23 protein-coding genes are annotated in these 23,576 nt (G+C 68.1%); 15 read left to right on the top strand and 8 right to left on the bottom strand.

What is annotated here, in order from left to right:
* Nucleotides 1-9: 9 nt before the first annotated feature.
* Genes EFL95_RS08500 through EFL95_RS08485 form a run of 4 tightly spaced genes read right to left on the bottom strand, consistent with a single transcriptional unit; the run spans nt 10 to nt 4,608 of the window.
* On the bottom strand, nt 10-885 hold the full coding sequence (locus EFL95_RS08500; RefSeq protein ID WP_183407097.1) for an NAD-dependent epimerase/dehydratase family protein: 876 nt from the start codon (nt 883-885) through the stop codon (nt 10-12).
* Complete coding sequence (locus EFL95_RS08495) at nt 882-1,838, bottom strand: NAD-dependent epimerase/dehydratase family protein (protein ID WP_123233569.1); 957 nt, start codon at nt 1,836-1,838, stop codon at nt 882-884. The genes EFL95_RS08500 and EFL95_RS08495 overlap by 4 nt, the downstream gene beginning before the upstream one ends.
* Complete coding sequence (locus EFL95_RS08490; RefSeq protein WP_183407096.1) at nt 1,835-2,818, bottom strand: glycosyltransferase family 2 protein; 984 nt, start codon at nt 2,816-2,818, stop codon at nt 1,835-1,837. Before EFL95_RS08490 ends, EFL95_RS08495 begins: the two co-directional genes overlap by 4 nt.
* Nucleotides 2,815-4,608 (bottom strand): hypothetical protein, encoded by a 1,794-nt coding sequence (locus tag EFL95_RS08485; RefSeq protein ID WP_123233567.1) that lies wholly within the window; start codon nt 4,606-4,608, stop codon nt 2,815-2,817. The genes EFL95_RS08490 and EFL95_RS08485 overlap by 4 nt, the downstream gene beginning before the upstream one ends.
* A 152-nt stretch (nt 4,609-4,760) precedes the next feature.
* Between EFL95_RS08485 and EFL95_RS08480 the strand changes: the two genes are divergently transcribed.
* Genes EFL95_RS08480 through EFL95_RS08450 form a run of 7 tightly spaced genes read left to right on the top strand, consistent with a single transcriptional unit; the run spans nt 4,761 to nt 11,783 of the window.
* Nucleotides 4,761-6,236 (top strand): DUF2142 domain-containing protein, encoded by a 1,476-nt coding sequence (locus EFL95_RS08480; RefSeq protein WP_148045012.1) that lies wholly within the window; start codon nt 4,761-4,763, stop codon nt 6,234-6,236.
* Nucleotides 6,237-6,273: 37 nt separating this feature from the next.
* Nucleotides 6,274-7,206 (top strand): glycosyltransferase family 2 protein, encoded by a 933-nt coding sequence (locus EFL95_RS08475; protein WP_183407095.1) that lies wholly within the window; start codon nt 6,274-6,276, stop codon nt 7,204-7,206.
* Nucleotides 7,203-7,805, top strand: coding sequence for an acyltransferase (locus tag EFL95_RS08470; protein WP_123233564.1), 603 nt, complete (start codon nt 7,203-7,205; stop codon nt 7,803-7,805). The genes EFL95_RS08475 and EFL95_RS08470 overlap by 4 nt, the downstream gene beginning before the upstream one ends.
* Complete coding sequence (locus EFL95_RS08465) at nt 7,798-8,883, top strand: DegT/DnrJ/EryC1/StrS family aminotransferase (RefSeq protein WP_123233563.1); 1,086 nt, start codon at nt 7,798-7,800, stop codon at nt 8,881-8,883. Before EFL95_RS08470 ends, EFL95_RS08465 begins: the two co-directional genes overlap by 8 nt.
* Complete coding sequence (locus tag EFL95_RS08460) at nt 8,876-9,871, top strand: Gfo/Idh/MocA family protein (protein ID WP_123233562.1); 996 nt, start codon at nt 8,876-8,878, stop codon at nt 9,869-9,871. Before EFL95_RS08465 ends, EFL95_RS08460 begins: the two co-directional genes overlap by 8 nt.
* A gap of 2 nt (nt 9,872-9,873) precedes the next feature.
* Nucleotides 9,874-10,488 (top strand): hypothetical protein, encoded by a 615-nt coding sequence (locus tag EFL95_RS08455; protein WP_123233561.1) that lies wholly within the window; start codon nt 9,874-9,876, stop codon nt 10,486-10,488.
* 38 nt (nt 10,489-10,526) lie between these two features.
* A complete protein-coding gene (locus tag EFL95_RS08450; protein ID WP_246004860.1) occupies nt 10,527-11,783 on the top strand; it encodes a lipopolysaccharide biosynthesis protein in 1,257 nt (418 codons plus the stop codon).
* Between the two features lie 3 nt (nt 11,784-11,786).
* On the opposite strand, the gene trpD is transcribed toward EFL95_RS08450, so the two are convergent.
* The 3 genes from trpD to EFL95_RS08435 all read right to left on the bottom strand — a co-directional run bounded on the left by trpD (nt 11,787) and on the right by EFL95_RS08435 (nt 14,278).
* Nucleotides 11,787-12,818, bottom strand: coding sequence for an anthranilate phosphoribosyltransferase (gene trpD / locus EFL95_RS08445; protein ID WP_123233560.1), 1,032 nt, complete (start codon nt 12,816-12,818; stop codon nt 11,787-11,789).
* A 3-nt stretch (nt 12,819-12,821) separates the two neighbouring features.
* Nucleotides 12,822-13,232 (bottom strand): Rv3143 family two-component system response regulator, encoded by a 411-nt coding sequence (locus EFL95_RS08440; protein ID WP_183407094.1) that lies wholly within the window; start codon nt 13,230-13,232, stop codon nt 12,822-12,824.
* A 95-nt stretch (nt 13,233-13,327) separates the two neighbouring features.
* Nucleotides 13,328-14,278 (bottom strand): cytochrome c oxidase assembly protein, encoded by a 951-nt coding sequence (locus EFL95_RS08435; RefSeq protein ID WP_246004859.1) that lies wholly within the window; start codon nt 14,276-14,278, stop codon nt 13,328-13,330.
* Between the two features lie 127 nt (nt 14,279-14,405).
* Here EFL95_RS08435 and ctaE point away from each other — a divergent pair, with 127 nt between their 5' ends.
* From ctaE to EFL95_RS08395, 8 genes are all read left to right on the top strand, one after another.
* On the top strand, nt 14,406-15,044 hold the full coding sequence (ctaE, locus tag EFL95_RS08430) for an aa3-type cytochrome oxidase subunit III (protein ID WP_123233559.1): 639 nt from the start codon (nt 14,406-14,408) through the stop codon (nt 15,042-15,044).
* Nucleotides 15,045-15,066: 22 nt separating this feature from the next.
* On the top strand, nt 15,067-15,927 hold the full coding sequence (gene qcrC, locus EFL95_RS08425) for a cytochrome bc1 complex diheme cytochrome c subunit (RefSeq protein WP_123233558.1): 861 nt from the start codon (nt 15,067-15,069) through the stop codon (nt 15,925-15,927).
* Entirely contained in the window at nt 15,924-16,955 is a 1,032-nt protein-coding gene (gene qcrA, locus EFL95_RS08420) for a cytochrome bc1 complex Rieske iron-sulfur subunit (protein ID WP_123233557.1), read from the top strand. Before qcrC ends, qcrA begins: the two co-directional genes overlap by 4 nt.
* Before the next feature lie 4 nt (nt 16,956-16,959).
* Nucleotides 16,960-18,699, top strand: coding sequence for a cytochrome bc1 complex cytochrome b subunit (qcrB, locus tag EFL95_RS08415; RefSeq protein ID WP_123234870.1), 1,740 nt, complete (start codon nt 16,960-16,962; stop codon nt 18,697-18,699).
* Between the two features lie 152 nt (nt 18,700-18,851).
* Complete coding sequence (locus tag EFL95_RS08410) at nt 18,852-19,358, top strand: RNA polymerase sigma factor (RefSeq protein ID WP_123233556.1); 507 nt, start codon at nt 18,852-18,854, stop codon at nt 19,356-19,358.
* On the top strand, nt 19,351-20,763 hold the full coding sequence (locus EFL95_RS08405; protein ID WP_123233555.1) for a hypothetical protein: 1,413 nt from the start codon (nt 19,351-19,353) through the stop codon (nt 20,761-20,763). Before EFL95_RS08410 ends, EFL95_RS08405 begins: the two co-directional genes overlap by 8 nt.
* A 66-nt stretch (nt 20,764-20,829) precedes the next feature.
* On the top strand, nt 20,830-21,576 hold the full coding sequence (locus EFL95_RS08400) for a FadR/GntR family transcriptional regulator (RefSeq protein ID WP_123233554.1): 747 nt from the start codon (nt 20,830-20,832) through the stop codon (nt 21,574-21,576).
* Complete coding sequence (locus EFL95_RS08395; RefSeq protein ID WP_123233553.1) at nt 21,573-22,295, top strand: sterol desaturase family protein; 723 nt, start codon at nt 21,573-21,575, stop codon at nt 22,293-22,295. Before EFL95_RS08400 ends, EFL95_RS08395 begins: the two co-directional genes overlap by 4 nt.
* 56 nt (nt 22,296-22,351) lie before the next feature.
* Here the strand turns inward: EFL95_RS08395 and EFL95_RS08390 are convergent, their stop codons facing one another.
* Nucleotides 22,352-23,548 (bottom strand): L,D-transpeptidase, encoded by a 1,197-nt coding sequence (locus tag EFL95_RS08390; protein WP_123233552.1) that lies wholly within the window; start codon nt 23,546-23,548, stop codon nt 22,352-22,354.
* Between the last annotated feature and the right edge of the window lie 28 nt (nt 23,549-23,576).

Genomic DNA, 23,576 nt, shown 5'->3' with positions numbered 1-23,576 from the left:
AGGCAGTTCTCACGATGATCTCACCAGCGAGCGGAGACCCGTTAACAGGTCGATCGTGGGCACCCAGCCGAGCACCTCAGCAGCTCGCCGGATCGAGTAATTGGCTCGTTGGTGCTCTTGCGGGTCCGGCGTTCCAGACGCGCGCGCAAACCCGCCAAGTCCGGCCTCCTCTACGAAAAGCTCCGCCAGCTCTCGCATGCCGATAGGCCGCCCAGATCCGATGTTGAAAGGACCGGAGGCGCTCTCCGAGCCCAAGGCACTTACACAGGCACGGGCCACGTCAGCCACGTGGACGAAGTCTTGGGTCCGGGTGCCGTTTCCGAAGTAGATCACCGGCCCGCCTGCGCGGGCTTGCTCGGCGAAGATCGTCAGCACGGTGCGTTTCGTCATGTCCAGGCCGTACGGAGACGTGATCCGGAGTGAGACGCTCCCGCTTCCGAGCCCTGTAAAAAGGAGTTCGCTTTCTAGCTTCCCTCGGGCGTACGGGCCCTCCGGACTCGTTGGCCCGAACTCCTCGACCTCGTCGTCAGTGCTATGCGGTCCGTAGACGGATGCGCTTGAACACATGACCACCCTGCACAAGCGTTCTTGTGCCAGGCGAGCCACATGCGCGTCCATGGTGGCGTTGGCCAGTCTGCACGCCTCCGCCCCGTCTCCACTGTCGACCGCGGGGAAGACGGCTGCGCAGTGAATGACACCGCCGATCTCGCCGAGCTTCGCGAGGTCACTCTCCGCTTCCCGCGACACCAGGTCGATGCGAGCCTCACCGGACGCACGCCGACTCACGCCGATCACGCGCTGACCGGAGTGCTGCAGCTCGCGGACAACCGCAGAACCGACAAGGCCGGTTGCCCCGGTGACGAGAACCGGTGCTGCGGGACTCACGCCTGCGGATGTCCTGAACTCTTCAGCCAGTCGATGACCGTGCCGATGCCGTACTCGAAATCGATCGCTGGTTCCCAGCCCAGGACCTGATGAATGCGGTCGATCGAGGCCTCGCGCTGCGTCACGAGGACCTCACGCGGTGAGAACGTCGGCTGGACGTCGACGCCGAGGTGCTTGATCAGCACCTCAGCAAGCTCGGCGATCGTGGTCTGTCGTCCGGTCCCGACGTTGAGGGCCTCGCCTGTCGCCTCCGAATCGAGGGCCAGCGCCACGGCACGAGCCACGTCCTCGACGTGGACGAAGTCCATGGACTGACTGCCCTTGCCGTCGATCACCGGCGCCTCTCCACGGGCGATCCGGTTCAAGAAGGTGTTGACGACCGAGGTGTAGTACGCGTCCGTCGGCTGACCGGGCCCGTAGACGTTGAAGAAGCGCAGTGCGAGCCACGACATCTTCGTCCGTCTGCCGTAGAAGTCGAGCATCTGCTCACCTGCTAGCTTCGCTACGCAGTACGGAGTGATCGGTGCGAACGGGCCGCTCTCGAACATCGGCAGCGACTTCGGATCGCCGTAGACGGAGGCGGACGAGCCGTAGACGATGCGGCGCACTCCTGCCCGACCCGCGGCGTCGAGCACGTTCTGTGTCCCCATCAGGTTGACGTCGAGGCTCTCGGTGGGATCAGCGATGCTCTTGTTCATGCAAACCGCTGCAAGGTGAACGACCGCCTCGACGCCGCGGGTCGCCGACTCCACCATGTGCGCGTACCGGACATCGCCCTCGATGACCTCGACACGATCGAGGTCTGCGATCTGGCGCGCAACACCCGGGTCGGAGCGATAGCGGTTGTCGAGGACCCGGACCTTCCAGCCACGGTCGAGCACCTGGCGCACGACGTGCGACCCGATGTAGCCCAGTCCCCCAGTGACGAGCACAGTACTGTCCTGCGACTTCATGATTGCTCCCCTCCGTGCGAGCGCTCCGGTCGCTTCTCGATCCCTCGGACCACGTAGAGAGGTCTTCCCCTCACCTCTTCAACGGCTCGCCACACGTACTCTCCCATGATCCCGATGACCATGAGCTGGATTCCGCCGAGCACGAGGACGACGACAAGAATCGTCGGCCAGCCCGAAGGGGTCTCCACACCGAAGAACGAACGCACGACCAGGAACGCGGCGTAGATCATTCCCAGAGCCGCTACCGCGAGGCCCGTGAAGGTGCCTGCGCGGAGCGGCATCGAGGAGAACTGGATCAACGAGTCGACGGCCAGCTTCACCATCTTGCGTCGCGTCCAGCGAGACTCCCCATGTTCCCGAGGAAGCTGGTCGTAGGAAACCCGGACTTGCTGGTAACCCAGCCACGCGATGAGCGCCAGGACATTGCGGTTGCTCTCCTCGAGCTTGTTCAGCTCGTCGATCACCGCGCGGTCCACCAGCACGCCCGAAGGACCCTCCGGCGGGTAGTTCGCCAGATCGGCATACCTGGTGAAGAGGTAGGAGAAGGCGCGCGAGGGCAGTTCTGAACGCCAGCCACGGGTACGTGAACGTCGCACTCCCCAGACGACGTCGGCACCTGCACGCCACTCGTCCACGAAGTCGGCCACCAGGCTCGGCGGCTCCTGCACGTCCGCTCCCAGAACTACGGCGCAGTCACCGTGCGCCTCGCGAAGGCCGGCGCTGATGGCCTGGTGCGACCCGAAGCTTCGCGAAAGCCTCACGGACGTCACCGGTAGCCAGGCAGGCGCCTCGGCGTTCAATCGCTCGACGGTGCCGTCGGTCGAGCCGTCGTCAACAAGAACGAGCTCAAGCTCGCAGCCATCGAGACCGGCGCGCAGATCCCCGAGCCGTGCGAGGAGTGCCGGGATGCTGTCGAACTCGTTCAGTGCGGGCACGACGATGGAGATGCGCCGTCCTCTGGTGACACTCGAGTCGTTCACGATCGCTCCCTCGGTTCGATCGGACGGTAGACCAAGATCGACTTACCCGCGAGAAAAGGAACCAGGACCAGTCGATACCCGACACCCAGATCGATGCCGCAGCTACGCAGCGCCGTGAGGTCTTCCGGCTCAGGATCACGGTCGAAGAGAACCACGGGACGACGACCCGCGAAGGGGTTCGGCCTTGAGCATGCGTCTTCGATCCCGACACGAGTGCGGTGATGGTCGAGCGCCGAGTACCAGGCTTCACCCACCGAGCGACCGTCCAGAGCCAGCACGAAGCCGGCCATCTCGTCGAACCCGAGGATCGGGGTTCCCCGGCCGGGGTTACCTGCCGCTTGCTGCACTTCGGTCAGAATGCGAGCCTGGAGCTTTCCGACTCGAAGCCCCGCGGTGATGCCCTTACCGCCCAACTGCTGATCCGAGTCCGCGTACGACGACGTCCGGTACGGAATCTCGAGAAGGCCTGACGTCCCCACGGCGAGACAGACGGCGACGGCAACGGCCGTCGCCGTCCTCGCGACGACACGCAACGCCCCATCCAGACCTGCGCCGAGGATGACGAGGGCAGCGACCCAGCAGCCGAACGCATTGACGGCGATGAGGTACAGGGCGTTCCCGGTGCCGATCGCCTGCACCAGCGGCGCGAGAAGGAGCAAGACCAGCACGAGGGGTTCTTCCGACGCCTGGTCGGGGAGGTCGGCACCGGAGCGCTTCCTGTTCAGGACCGCAGCTCCCGCTGCCAGAGCGCCGAGCGCGATCAGAACCGCTGTGTAGCGCTCGACATTCGCCGCGCCACCCAGCGGCACAGCCCATCGGCTGGGCCAGGCAACGAACGGGACGGTTATCGGGGCCAGGACCAGGACGATCGCGGCAGACCGGACCGCACCACGGGTGGAAAGAACACGTCCAACGCCGACACAGACCAGTGCGGGGACTGCCAACAGCAAGGCCTGGCCAAGCGCGTGGGCACCGGTGTTCAGGTACATCCGGACGAGCTCAGCCGGCGAGTTGCCGGTCCTCGCCGCCAGCTTGTTCACGTCGACGATGGTGGAGATCACCGAAGTGCCTCCGGCCATGGACAGGAACCCGGCACCCAGGAACAGGACGCTGCCGAGGCCAACGAGCAGGAACCGGATCCATCCGCGCGCGCCGAGCCGTCGCAGTGCGATGGCTCCAACCACGACCACGAGAGCCAGGACAAGGGCTGCCGAGGACCACTTGGCCACGACCAAGAGCGTCGCGCAGAGGCCGGCAGCAACAGCGGGCAGCACCGGCAGCGGTCGGCCCAGATGGGCGGCTCGCATGCAGCGGAGAAGAGCCGCCACGAGTCCGAGCGAGGTGAGGACCGCGACATCGTTGTATCCGGGACTCAGGGGCAGCCATCCGTACTGAACCGCTCCGGCAGCCGTGATGGCGCCCACCGCGACCAGCTCCCCCGATGGGCTGAGCCGCCGAGGCGCGCCCCGGGCGCGCAACCAGGTCACGACTGCCCAGCCGAGCGTCGCGTGCAGGGCTATCACCGAGACGAGCCGGACGAGGCGCAACGCCGGCACGCTGTCCCCGACAGCATCGAGGACAGGCCCGTAGATGTACTGGACACCCGTGAACACCCTGGGCGTGCTGTCCCACCACCGGTACGAGAGGAGGTAGAAACCCTCGTCCGAGGTGTCCAGACCACGGTCCGACATCAGGGTCGCCGCCCCGACCCAGGCTGCGATTCCGAACCCGAGGCCGGCCAGCGCAGCCGTCTGCAGACGGTTGGCCCGTCGCCTCCCCGGTGTCGACATAGCCCAAAAGCGTACGGGCGGCCGGTCACAGTTGTGGGCATAACGGGTTACTGGACGCCCAGGAGTTCCTACGATGGGTGGTCGGCGACGTTGCACGAACAACCGGGGAGGACGCCATCGCACACGACCGCGCAGCAAGCCTGCCGTTGAGCATGCGCCGCCTTGTGCTCGCCGCGACCGGCATGCTGGTGCTCCAGCTGGCCTGGATTCTCGCGATTCCTGCCTTCGGTGGCATCGACGAGTTCGACCACGCCTATCGGGCGGCCTCGGTGGCCAGGGGTGAGTGGGCACCGAGACCCGTCGACGCCACACGAGGAACCGGCGCTTGGGTGCACGTGCCGGCGAGCTTCGTCGACGCGGCGCGCCCGGAGTGCCAGCTGCTGAAGTACACGACTGACGCTGACTGCGTCGGCACCCGCACCGGCGACACCGTGCGGATCGCGACGGGGGCCGGGCGCTACCACCCGCTGTTCTACGCGATCATCGGGTACCCCTCGCTGCCGTTCCACGGAGAAGCCGCCTTGTACGCGATGCGCGCGGCCAACGCGGTGCTGTGCTCAGCGCTCTTCCTGCTCGGCCTTCTCGCGATGCGCCGCTGGGCCAGGAGTGCCTGGGCCTACGCAGGCGCTATCGCCGCATGCACACCCGTCGTCCTGTACAGCACGGCGATCGCGTCACCGAACGGGTCCGAGATGCTCGCTGCATTCGCGTTCTGGAGCTCGCTGATCGGTCTGGTGACAGCTGCACCGGCGGCGATCGCCCGCCGGGTCGACGGGAGCCTGTTGGCGATCGCGACCACCTCGGGAGTCCTGCTCGCGACCATTCGGTCCCTCGGGCCCCTGTTCTGCGTGCTGATCGCTGTAACCGTCCTGATCACTTGTCCCGCCCCGGTGGCTAGGGTCCGCGAGCTGATCAGGACTCGTTCTGTCCAGGTCGCATCAACGATTCTCGTTCTCGCCGCGATAGGGAGCGTCGTGTGGATCGAGACGATGAAGGCCCTCGTGGTCGGCACCGAGCCGACCCGAGCGGTCACTCTGGGCGACAAGCTCTCGACTACGGCCGGATTCCTCCCGCTCTGGTTGTTCCAGTCGATCGCAGCATTCCCTTTCCGCGACCAGCCGAGTCCCGCGCTGGTCTACGTCCTGGTTCTCGCGATCGGAGTCACCGTCGTCGTTCAAGCGCTGCGAACCGGGGGCCACCGGAACCGCATCGCGATGATCACCGCGGTCCTGCTGTCAGGCGGCGTTCCGTTCGTCATCAGCCTGGGGACGATCGACCAGCACGCGGGCGCATGGCAGGGGCGCTACGGCCTCCCGTACTCACTCGGGCTACTGCTCCTCGCCGGTCAGGCGCTCGATTCCCGGCCTCGCGGACCGCACCGCCTTCTCATCGCCGGGGCCGCGACCTTCACGGCGATCGCGACGTACGTCGCCTTGAGCCGCGTGCTCGACATCGAGCGCGGGGTGAGCCCTTCGTACGCCTCCGGCGCCTGGAACGCCCCCTCGGCGATCCTGGTCCTGTCCCTGGCGTTGGTAGGTGCTGGTCTGATGTGGTCGGTCGCGGCAGATCTGGGCGCCGACTCGGCCGAAGACCGGCAAAATCCTCTTCCCGCGGCCGCGCATCACTAGCCTTGCTCCAGCAAACCGACCGAGGAGACGCGTCGTCGTGTACAGGAACAACCGCATCGCCGTGGTCGTCCCCGCGCACAACGAGGAACGACTGATTGCCCGGGTCATCCAGACGACGCCCGAACTCGTCGATCACATCCTGGTCATCGACGACGCGAGCTCGGACAACACGGCGGAAAACGCTGCTGCGGTCGGCGACGTCCGCGTCGAGGTGCACCGCCTGGACCAGAACCAGGGCGTCGGGGGCGCGATCCTGGCCGGTCATCGCCGCGCGTTGGAACTCGGCGCCGACATCTCCGTGGTGATGGCCGGCGATGCTCAGATGGACCCGGCGTTCCTTCCGGCGCTGCTCGACCCGATCGTCGACGGGGCAGCCGGGTTCACCAAGGCGAACCGGTTCTACGACGCCACCTCGTTCGAAGGGATGCCGCGCCACCGGATCGTCGGCAACATCGCCCTTTCGTTCCTCACCAAGGCTGCCTCGGGCTACTGGAACCTGTTCGATCCGCAGAACGGGTACACCGCCATCCATCGGACCGCCCTCGAGCGGCTTCCCCTGGACCGGATCGCCCGCCGCTACGAGTTCGAGAACGACCTGCTGATCAACCTGAACATCCTCAGGGTCCGCGCTCGCGACGTACCGATCCCGGCGGTGTACGGCGACGAGGTCTCCGGGATGAGACTTCACAAGGTTGCTCCCCGTTTGCTGCGCGCTCTGTTCCGGGGGTTCTGGCACCGGATCTGGTGGAAGTACGTCCTGCAGTCGTTCTCGGCCGTCGCGCTCCTGCTGTTCGCCGGGATCGGCTGCGTCCTCTTCGGCCTGGCGGTCGGCGTGTTCGTCATCATCAACACGCTCGGCGAACCGGTCGCGAGTCCCGGTACCGTCCTCCTTGCTGTCGCTCCGATACTCACGGGGCTGCATTTCCTCATCTCAGCCTTGATGCTCGACATCCAGGAGGGCAACCAGTGAGCTCTCCGTACGTCGATGCAGACGCCTTGGTCTCCCCCGACGCCTCGATCGGCGAGGGCACCAAGGTGTGGGGCCTGGCCCAGGTGCGCGAGGGAGCAGTCCTCGGCACCGGGTGCATCATCGGTCGTGGCGCCTACGTCGGCGCCGGCGTACGCATCGGTGACCGGGTGAAGATCCAGAACCTGGCTCTGGTCTACGAACCGGCTGTGGTGGAGTCGGGAGTGTTCATCGGCCCCGCCGTGGTGCTGACCAACGACCACTTCCCGCGCGCCGTGACCCCCACGGGCGAAGCCGCCACCGCTTCCGACTGGGAAGCTGTCGGCGTGACGATCCGCGAAGGCGCCTCGATCGGCGCCCGGGCGGTCTGCGTCGCCCCGGTGACGATCGGTCGCTGGGCCATGGTGGGCGCCGGCGCGACCGTCACCGAGGACGTGCCCGACCACGCCCTGGTCGTCGGCACCCCGGCTCGCTTCCTACGCTGGGTGGGCCGCGCAGGCCGACCACTCACCGAGGGCACGGACGGCCGATGGACGTGCCCGGTGACCGGCGAGACCTACACGTTGACCGACGGAAAGATGGAGCTGACCTCTGATGACTGACGCACGCATCGCAGCGGTCGTGGTCGAGCTGGGCGAGGAGGAGCGCGAGGCGGCCCTGGGGGTGCTGACCTCGGGCAAGCTCGTCCAGGGCGAGCAGGTCGCCGCGTTCGAGTCCGAGTTCTCCGAGGCTCTCGTCGCCGGCGCGGAGTGCATCGCCGTCAACTCCGGCACCAGCGCCCTGCACCTGGGACTGATCGCAGCGGGGATCGGACCGGGTGACGAGGTGATCGTGCCGTCGTTCACGTTCGCGGCATCCGCCAACTCCGTCGTGATGGCCGGGGCGACCCCGGTGTTCGCCGACATCGACCCCGCGTCGTTCGGCCTGGACCCGGTGAGCGTCGAGAAGGCGATCACCCCGCGGACGCGCGCGGTCATGCCGGTCCACCTGTACGGGCACCCGGCGGACATGACCGCACTGAACACCGTCGCCGAGAACCACGGACTGGTCGTCGTCGAGGACGCCTGCCAGTCGCACGGAGCACTCCTGGACGGCCGCCCGGTCGGGTCGCTCGGCGACGTGGCCGCCTTCAGCTTCTACGCCACCAAGAACATGACCACCGGCGAGGGCGGCATGGTCGTCTGCCGCGATCCCGAGGTGGCCCGCCGGGTCCGGTTGCTGCGCAACCAGGGCATGGAGCGGCGCTACGAGAACGAGGTTGCCGGTCTGAACAACCGGATGACGGAGGTCGCCGCAGCGATCGGGCGGATCCAGCTCACCCGGCTGCCCGCGTGGAACGCCCGTCGGCGCGAGATCGCCGCCGCGTACGACGCCGGCCTCACCACGGTCGTCGCTCCCCCGGTCGCCGAGGGGGTCGAGCCCGTCTACCACCAGTACACGGTGCGTTCGAGCGAGCGCGACCGCCTGCTCGAGGTTCTCGCGGCCGCGAACATCGACGCCGCGGTCTACTACCCGACCCCGACGCACCGGCTGCCGTCGTACGGTGATCCGGTGCTGCTCCCCGAGACCGACCGCGCCGCCGCTGAGGTCCTTTCCCTGCCGATCCGTCCGGGCCTGACCGACGCCGAGGTCGACCGGGTCATCGCGACCTGCAACTCCCTCGGAGGCTCTCGTGGCTGATCTGCGCGCCGGCCTCGTCGGCTACGGCCAGATGGGCCGCAACCACGCCCGGGTGCTCCAGCAGATGGCCGGCGTCGAGCTGGTCGCCATCGCGGAGCCCGACCCGCCGACGGTGCACGCCCCCGGGTTCGCGTTCGTGCCCGACGTGGACGCGCTCATCGCCGCCGGCATCGACCTTGCGGTCGTGTCGGTGCCGACCGCGGCGCACGAGGAGGTGGCGCTCAAGCTCGCGTCCGCCGGCGTGCACACTCTGATCGAGAAGCCGATCGCCCCGGACGTGCCGACCTCGTTGCGGATCGCGGAGGCCTTCGACTCCGCTGGTCTGGTCGGCTGCGTCGGACACATCGAGCGCTACAACCCGGCGCTCCAGGAGCTGAAGAAGCGCCTGAAGCAGGGTGAGATCGGGACCGTCTACCAGGTCGCCACCCGGCGGCAGGGGCCGTTCCCGTCGCGGATCGCCGACGTCGGCGTCGTGCTCGACCTCGCCACCCACGACATCGATCTGACCAGCTGGGTCACCAAGCGCGCCTACGTGAACCTCTCCGCCCGTACGGCGAACCGGTCGGGTCGCGAGCACGAGGACCTCGTCGCCGCCGTCGGAACGCTCGAGGACGGCATCGTCGTGAACCACCTCGTCAACTGGCTGTCTCCGCTCAAGGAGCGCGTCACCGTCGTCACCGGCGAGCGCGGGACGCTGGTCGCGGACACCATCACCGCCGACCTGACGTTCTTCGCGAACGGCGTCGAGCCGGTCCGCTGGGACTCCATCGCCCGGTTCCAGGGCGTGGTCCAAGGTGATGTGACCCGGTACGCGTTCGAGAAGCGGGAGCCGCTTCTGGTCGAGCTCGAGGCCTTCCGCGACGCGGTCCTCGGCGAGGACGTTCGGACGGTGTCCATCGCCGATGCCGCCCGTACCGTCGCGGTCGCCACCGCGATGGTCGCCGCCTCCGCGTCCGAGGAGACCCAGACGCCTCGCGAGCCGGACTGACCATGTCCTGGCTCGACGCCGTCGGCTGGCTCGGCTCCGCGCTGCTCATCTACTCGGTGATGCAGGCGCGGGTCCTCCGGTTCCGGGTACTCAACCTCGCCGCCTGCGTCGTCCTGATCGGCTTCAACGCGGCCCTCGGCATCTGGCCGATGGTGGCGATGAACATCGCCCTGTGCCTGATCAACATCTGGCACATCCGCCACCTCGTCCGGACCCGTGACGACGAGGCGTCCTACGCGGTGCTCGAGGTCGGTGGGCAGGACGAGTACCTCCGGCACGTGCTGCGGGTGCACGAGGACGACATCCTCGCCTTCCAACCGGACCTCGTCTGGGACGGCGCGGGCACCGATCACCTGGCCTTCGTCGTGCAGCGGGGGGACGAGACCGTCGGTATCGTGCTGCTGCGGGTCGAGGGCACGACGGCACGGGTGCTGCTCGACTACGTCACTCCGCGCTACCGCGACTTCTCCCCCGGCCGGTTCGTCTGGCGCAGCAGCGGCGTCCTGGCCGGACGCGGCATCAGCACGGTCGTCACCTCACCGACGATGGTCGGCGCCTACTACCAACGACTGGGCTTCTCGCCCCGCGACGACGGCTCGTACGAGCTGGCGCTTTAGACCCGCCGCGACGCCCACCTGCCCCTAGGGTTGGCCACGTGGAGGCGGGAAGCGGATCGGCGTCGACGCGCGACCGCCTGCGAGGGGGTGCCGCGATCACGCTCGCGCTGGGCGTGATGAACATCGCGATCTACGCGTTCACGATCCTCGCAGCGCACGACCTCGGCCCCGACCCGTTCGGCGCCCTGACCGCCCTGCTCAACGTGACGCTGGTGGCTGCGGTGCTCTCGCTGGCGCTCCAGGCCACCGCCGCACGTCGGATAGCCCGGGAGCCCGACGACGCCGCCCTGGTGGAGGACATCATCCTGAAGGTCGGGCTGCGCACGGCGCTCGGCCTCGGCGCCTTCTTCCTGGCGCTCTCCCCAGGCGTCAACGCCGTGCTCAAGCTGCACAGCCTCCCGACCGCGATCATGCTGGCGGTCGCCGTGGTGCCCCTGACGGTGATGGGGGCGCAGGCCGGGGTCCTCCAGGGGGAACGCCGCTGGGTCCCGCTCGCCGCCCTCTACGTCGCGGCCGGGGTGCCCCGCCTGATCATCGGCGTAGCACTCCTCGCGTGGCGTCCGGACGAGAGCGTGGCGTTCCTCGCGGTCACCATCTCAGTCTTTGCGCCGGTACTCGTCGGGTGGTGGGCCCTGCGTGACCGCCCGCACGGCCAACCACCCACCGGCGACCACACGGCGCGTGCGCTGTGGAGCGAGACCGTCTACAACTCTCAGGCGCTGCTCGCCTTCCTCGCCCTCTCCAGCCTCGACATCGTGATCGCGCGCAACACGCTCGAACCCAAGGAGGCGGGCCTCTACGCGGCCGGTCTGATCCTGGTGAAGGCGGTGGCCTTCCTGCCGCAGTTCGTGGTGGTGCTGGCGTTTCCCGACATCGGAGCCGATGAGGCACCGCGGGCAGCTCTCCTCGTCAGCCTCCTGATCATCAGCGTCATCGGTCTCGTCGCCACGCTCGGCGTGAAACTGCTCCCGGACCTGGCGCTGGTGTTCGTCGGGGGTGACCAGTACGACGCCGTCAGCGGACGGCTCTGGGCCTTCGCCCTGCTCGGCACCGTGATCTCGCTGGTGCAGCTCCTGGTCTACAGCGTGCTGGCGCGGCCGACCCGCCTGTCGGTGGCAGTCCTCTGGGCAGGGTTGGTCGCACTCGTCGCCGTGGGCTCGAGCAGCTCGTCGGTGACCGGACTCATCGAACGCGTCCTGGTCATCGACGCCGTGCTGCTGGTGGTGCTGCTCGCGGTCAGCCTGCGTCGCCTCGGCCAGCAGGCACCGGTGACGCCGGCTGTCGGAACCGACTGACGCTCAGCCGGCGGCAGCGGCGACCCAGCGGTCGAGCACCGCCTGTGCCGACCCGGAGTCCAGGGCCTCGTTCGCTCGGGAGATGCCGACCGCCACCCGGTCCTCCAGCGTCCCGTCGTCGGCCGCGTGCACAGCGAGAGCGGCGCCCGCGTTGAGCACGACGGCGTCACGCACCGGCCCCCGTTCGCCGGCCAGCAGCCGGCGTACAACGTCGGCGTTGTACTCGGCGTCCTGACCACGCAGCCCCTCAGCCGTCCCGCCCGGGATGCCCAGCCTCGTCGGGTCGAGGGTCGACTCGACGACCTCGCCACCGCTGACCTGCCAGACCTTCGAGGTGGTCGTCGTGGTCAGCTCGTCGAGCCCGTCGTCGCCGCGGAAGACCCAGGCGTCCACGCCGCGTCGCGCGAAGACACCGGCCATCACCGGCGCCATCCGGACGTCGGCGCACCCGATCGCCTGCGCCGCGGGTTTGGCCGGGTTCGCGATCGGGCCGAGGAAGTTGAAGGTGGTGCCGATGCCGAGCTCGCTGCGGGCCACCGCGGCGTGACGCAGGGCCGGGTGGAACGCAGCCGCGAAGCAGAAGGTGATACCCGCTTCCTCGGCGACACGGCGCACGTCGTCTGCGGGCAGGTCCAGCCGGATACCGAGCAGCTCGAGCACGTCGGCGCTGCCGGCCTTGCTCGACGCCGAGCGGTTGCCGTGCTTGACCACGGTCACCCCGGCGCCGGCCGCCACGATCGCGGCCATCGTCGAGATGTTGACCGAGAAGGAGCGGTCGCCCCCGGTACCGACGACGTCGAGCGTGCGCCCGGGCACCGAGAGCGGCGTGGCGTGGGAGTACATGGCGTCGACGAGGCCCTGCATCTCCTCGACGGTCTCGCCCTTGGAGCGCAGCGCGACCGCGAATCCGGCGATCTGCACCGGCGTGGCGTTGCCCAGGAGGACCTCGCCCATCGCCCAAGCGGTCTGGTCGGCGCTCAGGTCCTCACGACGCACCAGCGTGGTGAGCACGTCGGGCCAGGTGTGGCCGGCCACGGGTCAGGCCTGGGCAGGGACCCGCGAGCGCAGCAGGCGGGTGACCGCCTCGGCGAGCTCGATCGGGTCCAGCGGGTGCGACACGGCAGCCTCGGCGCGCGACCACGTCGCCAGCCAGCGGTCGTCGGGACGGCCGGTCAGCACCAGTACCGGCGGCGACTGGTAGACCTCGTCCTTGAGTTGGCGCGCGATGCCCATGCCACCGGCCGGGGTCGCCTCGCCGTCGAGGATCGCCAGGTCGATCGCCCCGGAGTCGAGCTGCTGCCAGACGACCGGCTCCGTCGCGACCTCGACGAACTCGAGCTCGGGCAGGTCAGGGTGCACCCGGCGACCGAGCGCGAGGATGACCTGCTGGCGCACGTCGGAGTCGTCGCTGTAGACGAGAACGCGGAGCGGAGCGGTGGTGGCAGTCACGGCGTTGATGCTACTAGGACCCCTGTGCGGTAGGTCACCAGGTTTCGACAAGCTCAACCAGCAAGAAGCACGGCTCAACCAGCAAGAAGACCGGCTCACCCACCGGGGGCGGTGCGCTGCTGGCGCTCGAGACGGTCGAGGCGCCGGTCCTCGCGCTTGGCCTCCTGCATCGAGGCCCGCACCCACTGCACGAAGAGCACCGCGAAGAACAGCAGGCCGATCAGGTCGCCCGAGCTCCAGAGGATGCCGCCGGCCACGTGCTGGTCGTCGAGTGGGTCCGGGAGCCAGGACATCGTCCGGTGCAGGTTCGGGTACCAGTCGCCGCCGATGAGCTTGGACTGGCTCATGATCGTGACGCCCAGGAACGCGTGGAACGGCAGGGTCAGGAAGATCATCAGCAGCCGGAACGGGTACTGCAGCCGACCGGGCAGCGGGTCGATGCCCATCAGCGGCCAGAAGAACAGCGACCCGACGAGCACCAGGTGCACGTGCATCAGCTCGTGCACGAAGGTGTGGTGCAACGAGGCGGAGTACCAGCCGGAGAAGTACAGCGCCCAGGGGCTGGCGATGTAGAGGGCCAGCGTCAGCGGGGCGAAGGTGAGCACCTTCGCGAGCCGGGAGTGCAGCAGCGCCATCAGGACCCCGCGCGGGCTGCTCGGCAGCGTGCGCAGGGCCAGCGTGACCGGGGCCCCGAGCGCCAGGAACAGCGGGACCACCATCGACAGGATCATGTGCTGGACCATGTGCGCGCTGAGCAACGTGGTGTCGTAGGCGCTCAGCCCGGACTGGGTGGCGAAGTAGAACGAGCCCATGCCGCCCACGACGAAGGCCAGCGTCCGACCCACCGGCCAGGCGTCCCCGCGGTGGCGCAGCATCCAGACCCCGACCAGGTAGAGCCCCGCGACCCAGACGGTCACCACGAACAGGATCGGGTCGATCCCCCACTGGGTGAAGATCGTCCCGACGGTGAATCGGGGCAGATCGGGCGTCGCGTCCGAGGCCGGCACAACCAGGGCGGGGAGGGTCTGGAGCAGGGGGTTCAGCACCAGAACAGGGTAGAAGGCCGGTGTTTCTCGTGAGTCACACCACCCCCTGCCGTAACCCTCCGCGAAACACGTCCGCAAAACAGGGGGTCGGGGTGGCACTGCGCTCGGCTCACGACATAATGACCGCGTGGCGACAGCATCTGTGATCCCAGCGTCCCGTCTGCACGGGCACCACGACCGTCCGAGCATGGTCTCCGTCGGAACGATCATCTGGCTCTCGAGCGAGCTGATGTTCTTCGCGGCCCTGTTCGCGAGCTACTTCACCATCCGGTCGGTCAGCCCGGACCTGTGGCACCAGACCACCGAGAGCCTGAACATTCCGTTCGCCTCGGTGAACACCACGATCCTGGTCCTCTCCTCGGTCACCTGCCAGCTCGGCGTCTTCGCCGCGGAGCGCGGCCAGGTCGGGCGCAAGGGCAGCGTGCTGAACGCCCGTCTCTGGGGCCTGCGCGAGTGGTTCGTGCTCACCTACATCATGGGCGCGGTCTTCATCGGCGGTCAGGCCTTCGAGTACACCAAGCTGGTCCACGAGGGCATCACCATCCCCTCGTCGGCGTACGGAACGATGTTCTACCTGACCACCGGCTTCCACGGTCTGCACGTGACCGGCGGTCTCATCGCCTTCCTCTTCGTCCTGGGTCGCACCTTCGTCGCGCGCCGCTTCACCCACGAGCAGGCAGTCACCGCGATCGTCGTGTCGTACTACTGGCACTTCGTCGACGTGGTCTGGATCGGCCTCTTCGCGACCATCTACCTCATCAAGTAAGCCTGAACCGATAGGACCTGTTGTGCGACTGCTCACGCGCAAGATCTCAGCTCGGCTCTCGGCCCGTCGCCGCAGCCGATTCGCCGCACCCGCGGTGCTGATCGTCGGCCTGCTGGCCAGTGGAGGCCTCTACGCCGCGCTGGCTCCGGCGAACGCCGACAACTCGACGGACGACGCGGCCACCATCGCGAAGGGCCGCGCCCTGTTCGCGGTCAGCTGCTCGTCGTGCCACGGCCTGAACGCCGAGGGCATCCTCACCGAGAAGGGCGGCAACTACGGTCCGTCGCTGATCGGTGTCGGTGCCGCTGCGGTCGACTTCCAGGTCGGCACCGGCCGGATGCCGATGGCCCAGCCGGGCTCGCAGGCCGCCCGCAAGCGTCCCGTCTTCAACGACGACGAGGTCGCGGCCCTCGCGGCGTACGTCGCCTCGCTCGGCCCCGGCCCGGCGATCCCGACCAAGGCTGAGACCGACACCTCGGACCTGAGCAACGAGGAGATGGTGCAGGGCGGCGAGTTCTTCCGCACCAACTGCACCGCGTGCCACAACTTCGCCGGCAAGGGCGGCGCCCTGCCCAAGGGCAAGCAGGCTCCCCCGCTGACCGGCGTCTCGGCCAAGCACCTCATCGAGGCCATGCTGACCGGCCCGCAGCAGATGCCGGTCTTCTCCGACGGCGTGCTGTCCATGAAGGACAAGCGCGAGATCGTCGCCTACCTGAAGAAGAACGAGGACTCCCCCGACTACGGCGGGTTCTCGCTCGGCGGCATCGGCCCGGTGTCCGAGGGCATGTTCGCCTGGCTGGTGGGTATCGGGGGCCTCGTCGGCGCCGGTATCTGGATCACCTCCCAGACCGCCCGGATCAAAAAGAAGGGGAACGCTGCGTGAGCGCCCACGACGACCACACCCCGGCAGTGATCGAGGAGCCGATCGCCAATCCCGGTCTCCCCGAGCACCTGCCGCGCCCGACCGACGTCGACGAGGCCGCTGCCAAGCGCGCCGAGCGCCAGGTGGCCACCCTGTTCGGCCTCTCCTCGGTGTTCGCGGTGCTCTTCTGCGTCGCCTACTTCACCCTGAACATCGGTGACGACCCGACCGTGTTCCTCGGCCTGGGCGCCTCCACGGTCGGCCTGGGCGCCTGCCTCGGCGCCGCGCTGATGTGCATCGGCATCGGTGCGATCCAGTGGTCGCGCAAGTTGATGAGCGACCACGAGATCGTCGAGTACCGGCACCCGGCCGCCTCCTCCGAGGAGGACCGCGCCGAGGCTGTGGCGTCGCTGATGACCGGCATCGAGGACTCCGGCATCGGCCGTCGTCCGCTGGTCCGCAACTCGCTGCTCGGTGCGATGGGCTTCCTGGGCCTGCCGGCCATCGTCGCGCTGCGCGACCTCGGCCCGCTGCCCGGCGACAAGCTCGCGCACACCGTCTGGAAGAAGGGCATGCAGGTCGTCCAGGACGTCGACGGCGCCCGGATCAAGCCCTCGGACATGGAGGTCGGCCAGCTCGTCAACGCCGAGCCCGCCGTGTTCTTCCCCGAGGGTGACCAGGAGGCCGAGTACGAGGGCACCGCGCTGCTCCAGGCGAAGGCCAAGGCCGCGGTCATCCTGGTCCGGATGAACCCCGACGACCTGCGCAACAAGCGCAGCGCCAACTGGGGCGTCGAGGGCATCCTCTGCTTCTCGAAGATCTGCACCCACGTGGGCTGCCCGATCTCCCTGTGGGAGCAGCAGACGCACCACCTGCTCTGCCCCTGCCACCAGTCCACCTTCGACCTGGCCGACGCCGGCAAGGTTGTCTTCGGCCCGGCCGGCCGGCACCTCCCGCAGCTGCCGCTCGCCGTGGACGAAGAGGGCTACCTGATTGCGACCAGCGATTTCCATGAGCCGGTCGGCCCGAGCTACTGGGAACGTGGGTGATCTGATGAGTACCGCTGCAAACACCAACGGCACCACCCCGGCCGCCGCGGCCAAGCCGAACCCGGCCGCCGCCGTCGCCACCTGGGCCGACGAGCGTCTCGGCATCGCGACCGCGACCAAGAAGCAGATCCGCAAGGTCTTCCCGGACCACTGGTCCTTCATGCTCGGCGAGATCGCGCTGTGGAGCTTCGTCATCCTGCTGCTGACCGGCGTCTTCCTGACGCTGTGGTTCAAGCCGAGCATGGGCGAGGTCGTCTACAACGGCTCCTACGACCAGCTGCGCGGCATCCCGATGTCGGAGGCCTACGAGTCGACGCTGCACATCAGCTTCGACGTCCGCGCCGGCCTGCTGATGCGGCAGATGCACCACTGGGCAGCCATGCTCTTCATCGCCGCGATGCTCGTGCACATGATGCGCGTCTTCCTCACCGGCGCGTTCCGCAAGCCGCGTGAGCTCAACTGGGTGATCGGCGGGGTCCTGATCCTGCTCGGCATCCTCGAGGGCTTCGCCGGCTACTCGCTGCCGGACGACCTGCTCTCCGGTACCGGTCTGCGCATCGCGGACGGTCTGGTGAAGGCCACCCCGGTCCTCGGCTCGTACATGTCGTTCTTCATGTTCGGCGGCGAGTTCCCCGGTGACGTGATCATCCCGCGGCTCTACATCGCGCACGTGCTGCTGATCCCGGGCCTGCTGCTGGCGCTGATCGCGGCGCACATGCTGCTGCTCGTCTACCACAAGCACACCCAGTGGCCTGGCCCCGGCCGGACCGAGGAGAACGTCGTCGGCTACCCGATGATGCCGGTGTACGCCGCGAAGGCCGGTGGCTTCTTCTTCATCGTCTTCGGCACGGTCGCCCTGATGGGTGGTCTGATGACGATCAACCCGGTGTGGCGCTTCGGTCCGTACAACCCGTCCGAGGTGACCGCAGGCTCGCAGCCCGACTGGTACATGGGTATCGCCGAGGGCCTGCTCCGCATCATGCCGGGCTGGGAGACGCACATCTTCGGCATCACGCTGAGCTGGAACATCTTCCTGCCCGGTCAGGTGGCGCCGATCGCACTGCTGATGGTGGTGCTGGCCTACCCGTTCATCGAGCAGTGGGTCACCGGCGACAAGCGGGAGCACCACCTGCTCCAGCGTCCGCGCAACGCTCCGACCCGGACCGCGTTCCTGGCCGCGATGATCTCCGTCTACGGCCTGCTCTGGGCCGCCGGCGGCAACGACATCCTGGCGACGCAGTTCCACCTGGACCTGAACACGATCACGTACTTCATGCGGGGTGCGATCTTCGTGATCCCGCCGCTCGTGTTCATCCTGACCAAGCGTTGGTGCATCTCGCTGCAGCGTCACGACAACGACATGCTGCTGCACGGCTACGAGAGCGGCGTCATCATGCGCGACGCCGTCGGTGGCTACAGCGAGAAGCACCTGCCGCTGTCCCCCGACCACGCCTACACCCTGACCGCGCGCGAGCGTGACGAGGTGTACGCCGGGATCAGCGGTCCGGACGCCAACGGCGTGCCGGCCAAGAAGCTGAAGCTCGACGGTCTGCGCGCCAAGGCCTCCCAGGCCTGGTTCGCCACCAACGTGCAGAAGCCGACGGTCGAGGAGCTCGAGGAGGGTCACCACCACGCCGAGCTCGAGCACGAGCACGACGCTCCCCTCGAGGGCCACGCCGCCGACGGTCACCAGTTCGACGGTCGTCACGACGTCGCCGACGAGAGCCTGCGGCCCTCGCACTGAGGTCTCGACAAGCTCGACCAACACATCGCAGAAGAGCCCGGAAGGAAACTTCCGGGCTCTTCTGCGTTAAAAAGGTTCTCGGTGGCTGCAACCCCGGGCCTCCCCCACGCGTATCTCCCTCGACAGCTCACTACTAGCTCGGGAAGGGCCCCATGGACGAGGCGGAGTTCGACGAGTTCTACACCTCCTCCTTCGGGCGCATCACCGGTCAGCTCTACGCGATGATCGGTGACCGCGACGAAGCACAGGAGTGCGTGCAGGAAGCATTCGTGCGTGCCTGGCAGCACCGCGGCAAGCTGGCCAAGGCCGACCATCCCGAGGCCTGGGTCCGCACCGCGGCGTACCGCCTGGCAGTGAGCCGCTGGAGGCGCAAGAAGCTGGCCGCGAGGCCGGCCGACCGGGCCCTCTCCTCCGCGCCGTACGCGGCACCCGTGGACGAGACCCGGGTGGCGCTCCTCGCAGCGCTCCAGCAGTTGCCCGACAAGCAGCGCCAGGCCCTGGTGCTGCACCACCTGGTCGATCTGCCGGTCCAGGACGTCGCCCGCGAGGTCGGCGTCCCCGAAGGGACCATCAAGGCCCGCCTCTCGCGCGGCCGCACCGCCCTGGCAAGCCTGCTGGCCACCGCCGGCACCGACGCGACCGGAGCCAACCATGTCTGAACCCACCCGCGACCCGATCGAAGCACTGACGAACTTCGGGACCGGAGGTGTCCCCGTGAACCCCCTCGACCCTGCCGCTGTCCGCCGCCTCGGCGACCAGCGCCGTCGGCGCCAGAACACGATGTACGGCGTCATCGCCGCCGTCGTGGTGGCCGCAGCCGTTATCCCGACTGCCCTGATCGCCACCAAGGACGACGGCAAGGCTGCCCCGCCCACCGGCGAGGTCACCCCGACGCCGACACCGAGCCCGACGCCGAGCACCACGATCGTCGCGTTCCCCAACGGCGGAGTCGCCATCAAGGCCCCGGAGGACACCGCGAAGCTCGTCGGTACCAGCGACGACTTCAAGACCTTCATCAAGGGCGTCTGGCAGAAGGACTTCGACTCCGGCTGCAAGACCGCCGAGATCGACGTCATGAAGTACAGCTCGGCCGGCCTCGGTTGGGGCGGAGTGGGCGGCTGTGGCGGGTACCAAGCGATCTGGGCGCTGAAGGACGGCACCTGGCGGGAGGCCCTGTACACCCAGGACGAGTGGGTGTGTGCCGACCTGGAGCGGTACGACGTCCCGGACGGGTTCGCCGGCGACTGCTACACCCCGGCCCCTGCCCCAGCGGTGGTTACCTTCCCGGGCAACGGACAGGGCGTACACAAGGAGTCCGACGCGGCTCTGCTCCAGGGCACCACGGACGACTTCAAGGAGTTCATCATCGCGGAGGTGGCTCGGCTGCACGCCGACGCAGAAAAGACCGCTGCCACCGACCCCGGGGCCTGCGCCGATGCCAACAACGCCGCGGTCTACGTGAGCAAGTTCGCCCAGGCGGGGTACGCCGTCGGCAGCGTATTCCTCTGCCCGACCGGCTACGCCGCGATCTGGAAGAAGGTCGACGGGACCTGGAAGGAGGTCGTCACCACCCAGGAGCAGTTCACCTGCGCGGACCTGGACCGCTACGACATCCCGCACTCGTTCATCGAAGGAGACTGCTTCGACGCGAGCAAGCAGTTCGGCCCGACATGGGCCTTCGCCTTCAAGATCGGCCAGACCACGGAGCAGGTCCGCGGCGTCGGAGGCACCATCACCGGAGATCCAGAAGGCGACTGCGCAACGGTGACGAAGCCGAACGTCGTCGGCAGCGACAACGACCCGCTCAAGGAGGTGGCGATGACCCGGGGAAAGGTGATCGCGATCTTCGCGAACGACGGCTTCTACACACCCGAGGGCATCGGGATCGGATCGACCGAGGACGACGTCAAGGCCGCGTACCCGAACGGCCACCGGGACGGCGTCGACGGGTACTGGCACGTGCCCATCAGTACAGGGAGCGAGTACGAGATCGGGATCGGCCAGGACAAGAAGGTCTCCGAGCTCCTGATCCAGACGACCGGCTCGCAGCGCTGCTACGGCTGAGTGAGGTGTCTCACTAACTGGTCTGACCACTTGACCACCTGACCTCTCGGGGGCGAGAGTGGTCTCGTGGAACTGACGCCCATCACCAAGCGCCTGGTGCCCGACGACGTCTTCGAGCAGCTGATCAGCTCGGTCGTCGACGGGTCCCTGGAGCCCGGGGAAGCCCTCCCCAGCGAGCGCCGGCTCGCGGAGCTGCTCGGGGTTTCGCGGCCGGCCGTTCGGGAGGCGCTCCAGCGCCTGTCCGCCACCCGCCTCGTCGAGGTCCGTCACGGCGGGTCGACCACGGTGCGGGACTACCAGAAGCACGCCGGGCTGGACCTGCTCCCCCGGCTGCTGGTCCGCGACGGCGAGCTGGACACGGCGGTCGCGCGCAGCATCATCGAGGCGAGGCTGGCCATCGGCCCGGACGTGGCCCGGATGGCTGCCGAACGGGCCGCCCACGCGCCGCAACCGGCCGGAGAGGCGCTGGGAGCCGCTCTGACCGCCCTGGAGGCCGCAGAGACACCTGTCGAGCGTCAGCACGCCGCCCTGGCGTTCTGGGACGTGGTCGTGGACTGCGCCGACTCGATCGTGTTCCGGCTGATGTTCAACAACCTGCGCCAAGCCTACGAGCCGGCCATCGAGCCGCTGGCACCACTGCTGGACGCCGAGGTCAGCCAGCTCGAGGGCTACCAGAGCATCCGGACCGCGGTGCTCGCCGGCAACGGCGTTGCGGCTGCCGCGGCGGCCGACGCTCTGCTGCGTCCCGCCACCGTGGCCATCGTGAACTTCCTCTCCGACTACGAGGACGACCCTGAAGGAGCAACACCATGAGCAAGCCGTCCCCCGAGATCGAGGCTCTCGCCCAGGAGCGCCTGGCGGCCGAGGAGTCCCGGATCACCGGCTCGCGCCGGGCCACCGTCGGCCTCGGCCAGACCTTCGTGGAGTTCCTCAAGCACCCGAGCCCTTGGATGATCCTGGCGACCCTGCTGACCGCCGCCAGCTGGCGCGTCGCGGAGGGCGACTGGCGGCTCTCCGACCTGTGGGCACCGGTGATCCTGGTGGCGACGTTCCCGGTCCTGGAGTGGGTCATCCACGTCTTCATCCTGCACTTCAAGCCGTTCAAGGTCGCCGGTGTGAAGATCGACAGCGAGCTGGCGCGCGACCACCGCCGGCACCACGCCGACCCGCGCAACATCCCGCTGGTCTTCATCCCGTGGCGCTCGCTCATCGCGGTGATCGCCGGCGAGTTCGCGATCGCGATCTACGCATTCCCCCGGCTCGGCCAGGGGCTGACGTTCCTCTTCGCCACCGCCGCGACCGGCCTGATCTACGAGTGGTCGCACTACCTGATCCACAGCGACTACAAGCCGAAGTCCGCGACCTACAAGGCGATCTGGCGCAACCACCGGCTGCACCACTACAAGAACGAGCACTACTGGTTCACGGTGACCAGCACCGCGACCGCCGACCGGCTCTTCGGCACCTACCCCGACCCCGGCGAGGTCAAGGCTTCCGCGACGGCGAAGAACCTGCACGGGTCCAACGCCTGACCAAGAACGCGAGAAGGCCGGCGCACCTAGGGGCGCCGGCCTTCTGCTGTGTCAGCTCAGAGAGCAGAGCCCTGCTTGTACTGGCTAAAAGGCAGGTTCCAGTCACCGATGCCGTTGGTCAGCGTCATCATCCGGCTCGTGCCGGTGTACTCGACGACGTCACCGACGATCGAGTTGCTGTAGAGCCAGCCCGCGTTCGCCGTGCTCATACCCGTGCAGCCGTGGCTGACGTTGGCGTGACCCTGGGAGGCGACCGACCACGGAGCCGCGTGGATGAACTCCCCCGAGTAGGTGAGCCGCATCGCGAACTCGACGCCCTTGAGGTTGTAGCCGTTCGGGCCGTTCGGGTCGATGCCGATCGTCTCCGAGTTCATGTCGTGACGACGGTCCTTCTCGATGATCACCTTCGTGCCGGAGCGCGTGGTGAACTCGGGCTGCCGGCCGGTGGTGATCGGGATCGTCCTGATCAGCTTGCCGTTCTTGAAGACCTGCATCTGGTCGGTCTTGGTGTTGACCTTGCTGATCATGGAGCGGCCGATGGTGAACGAGCTGCTCCGGCTCTTCTGGCCGAAGACGCCGTTACCGGCCGGAACGCTGTCGATGTCGGCCCGCACGGTGACCTTGGTGCCCGGGATCCAGTACTTCGCCGGCCGCCAGTGCACCTCGGTGTCGGAGATCCAATGGAACGCGCCGGCCTGGGCCGGAACCGTGGTCACCTTCAGGTGGCGCTGGATCGAGCGATGGTCCTTGACCGGCACGTCGAACTTGATGATCGCCGGCAGCCCGACGCCGACCGTGGCGCCCGGCTGCGGGAAGAAGCTGGGGTAGGTCTGCTTGTCCAGCGAGAGCTTCTCGGTGCGGAAGCGCGCGGTGTAGATCTTCTGCAGACCCTTGTCGTCGACCGCGACGCCGTTGATCCGGTAGGTGACCCCCGGCTGGAGGCGGCCGGTGCTCTGCCAGCTCAGCTTGTCAGCGGACAGCTCGCCCGCGAGCGGGCCGCCGCCTTCCACGGAGACCGAGCTGAAGGTGCCGTCGACGACGTTCAGGCGGACCGACCGGTTCACCTTCACGTTGACCGCACCGGAGGCGATGCTGGAGGAGATCGCAGCCGCGGACGTGGCGGCTGCCGACGAGCTGGGCGCGCCACCGGGCTGCGGGTTGGTTCCGGGGCTCTTCGAGCTCCCTCCGCAGGCCGTGGCGAACGCCATCAGCAGGGCGACCGAGGACGCAGCCCAGATACGACGCGAACGCATGCTTCTCCCCAACACAATTACAAGCCTG

Source organism: Nocardioides marmorisolisilvae (genome assembly GCF_003725775.1).
In the GTDB taxonomy this organism is placed as follows: Bacteria; Actinomycetota; Actinomycetes; order Propionibacteriales; family Nocardioidaceae; genus Marmoricola; species Marmoricola marmorisolisilvae.
Note: the sequence above shows the minus strand (reverse complement) of the source record. Positions and strands in the feature narration are given on the sequence as shown.

Bases quoted from the DNA above. Each gene is read 5' to 3' on its own strand.
- EFL95_RS08495 (WP_123233569.1), bottom strand. From the start codon at position 1,838: ATGAAGTCGCAGGACAGTACTGTGCTCGTCACTGGGGGACTGGGCTAC.
- EFL95_RS08485 (WP_123233567.1), bottom strand. From the start codon at position 4,608: ATGTCGACACCGGGGAGGCGACGGGCCAACCGTCTGCAGACGGCTGCG.
- EFL95_RS08480 (WP_148045012.1), top strand. From the start codon at position 4,761: ATGCGCCGCCTTGTGCTCGCCGCGACCGGCATGCTGGTGCTCCAGCTG.
- EFL95_RS08465 (WP_123233563.1), top strand. From the start codon at position 7,798: ATGACTGACGCACGCATCGCAGCGGTCGTGGTCGAGCTGGGCGAGGAG.
- EFL95_RS08455 (WP_123233561.1), top strand. From the start codon at position 9,874: ATGTCCTGGCTCGACGCCGTCGGCTGGCTCGGCTCCGCGCTGCTCATC.
- qcrB (WP_123234870.1), top strand. From the start codon at position 16,960: ATGAGTACCGCTGCAAACACCAACGGCACCACCCCGGCCGCCGCGGCC.
- EFL95_RS08410 (WP_123233556.1), top strand. From the start codon at position 18,852: ATGGACGAGGCGGAGTTCGACGAGTTCTACACCTCCTCCTTCGGGCGC.
- EFL95_RS08405 (WP_123233555.1), top strand. From the start codon at position 19,351: ATGTCTGAACCCACCCGCGACCCGATCGAAGCACTGACGAACTTCGGG.
- EFL95_RS08395 (WP_123233553.1), top strand. From the start codon at position 21,573: ATGAGCAAGCCGTCCCCCGAGATCGAGGCTCTCGCCCAGGAGCGCCTG.
- EFL95_RS08390 (WP_123233552.1), bottom strand. From the start codon at position 23,548: ATGCGTTCGCGTCGTATCTGGGCTGCGTCCTCGGTCGCCCTGCTGATG.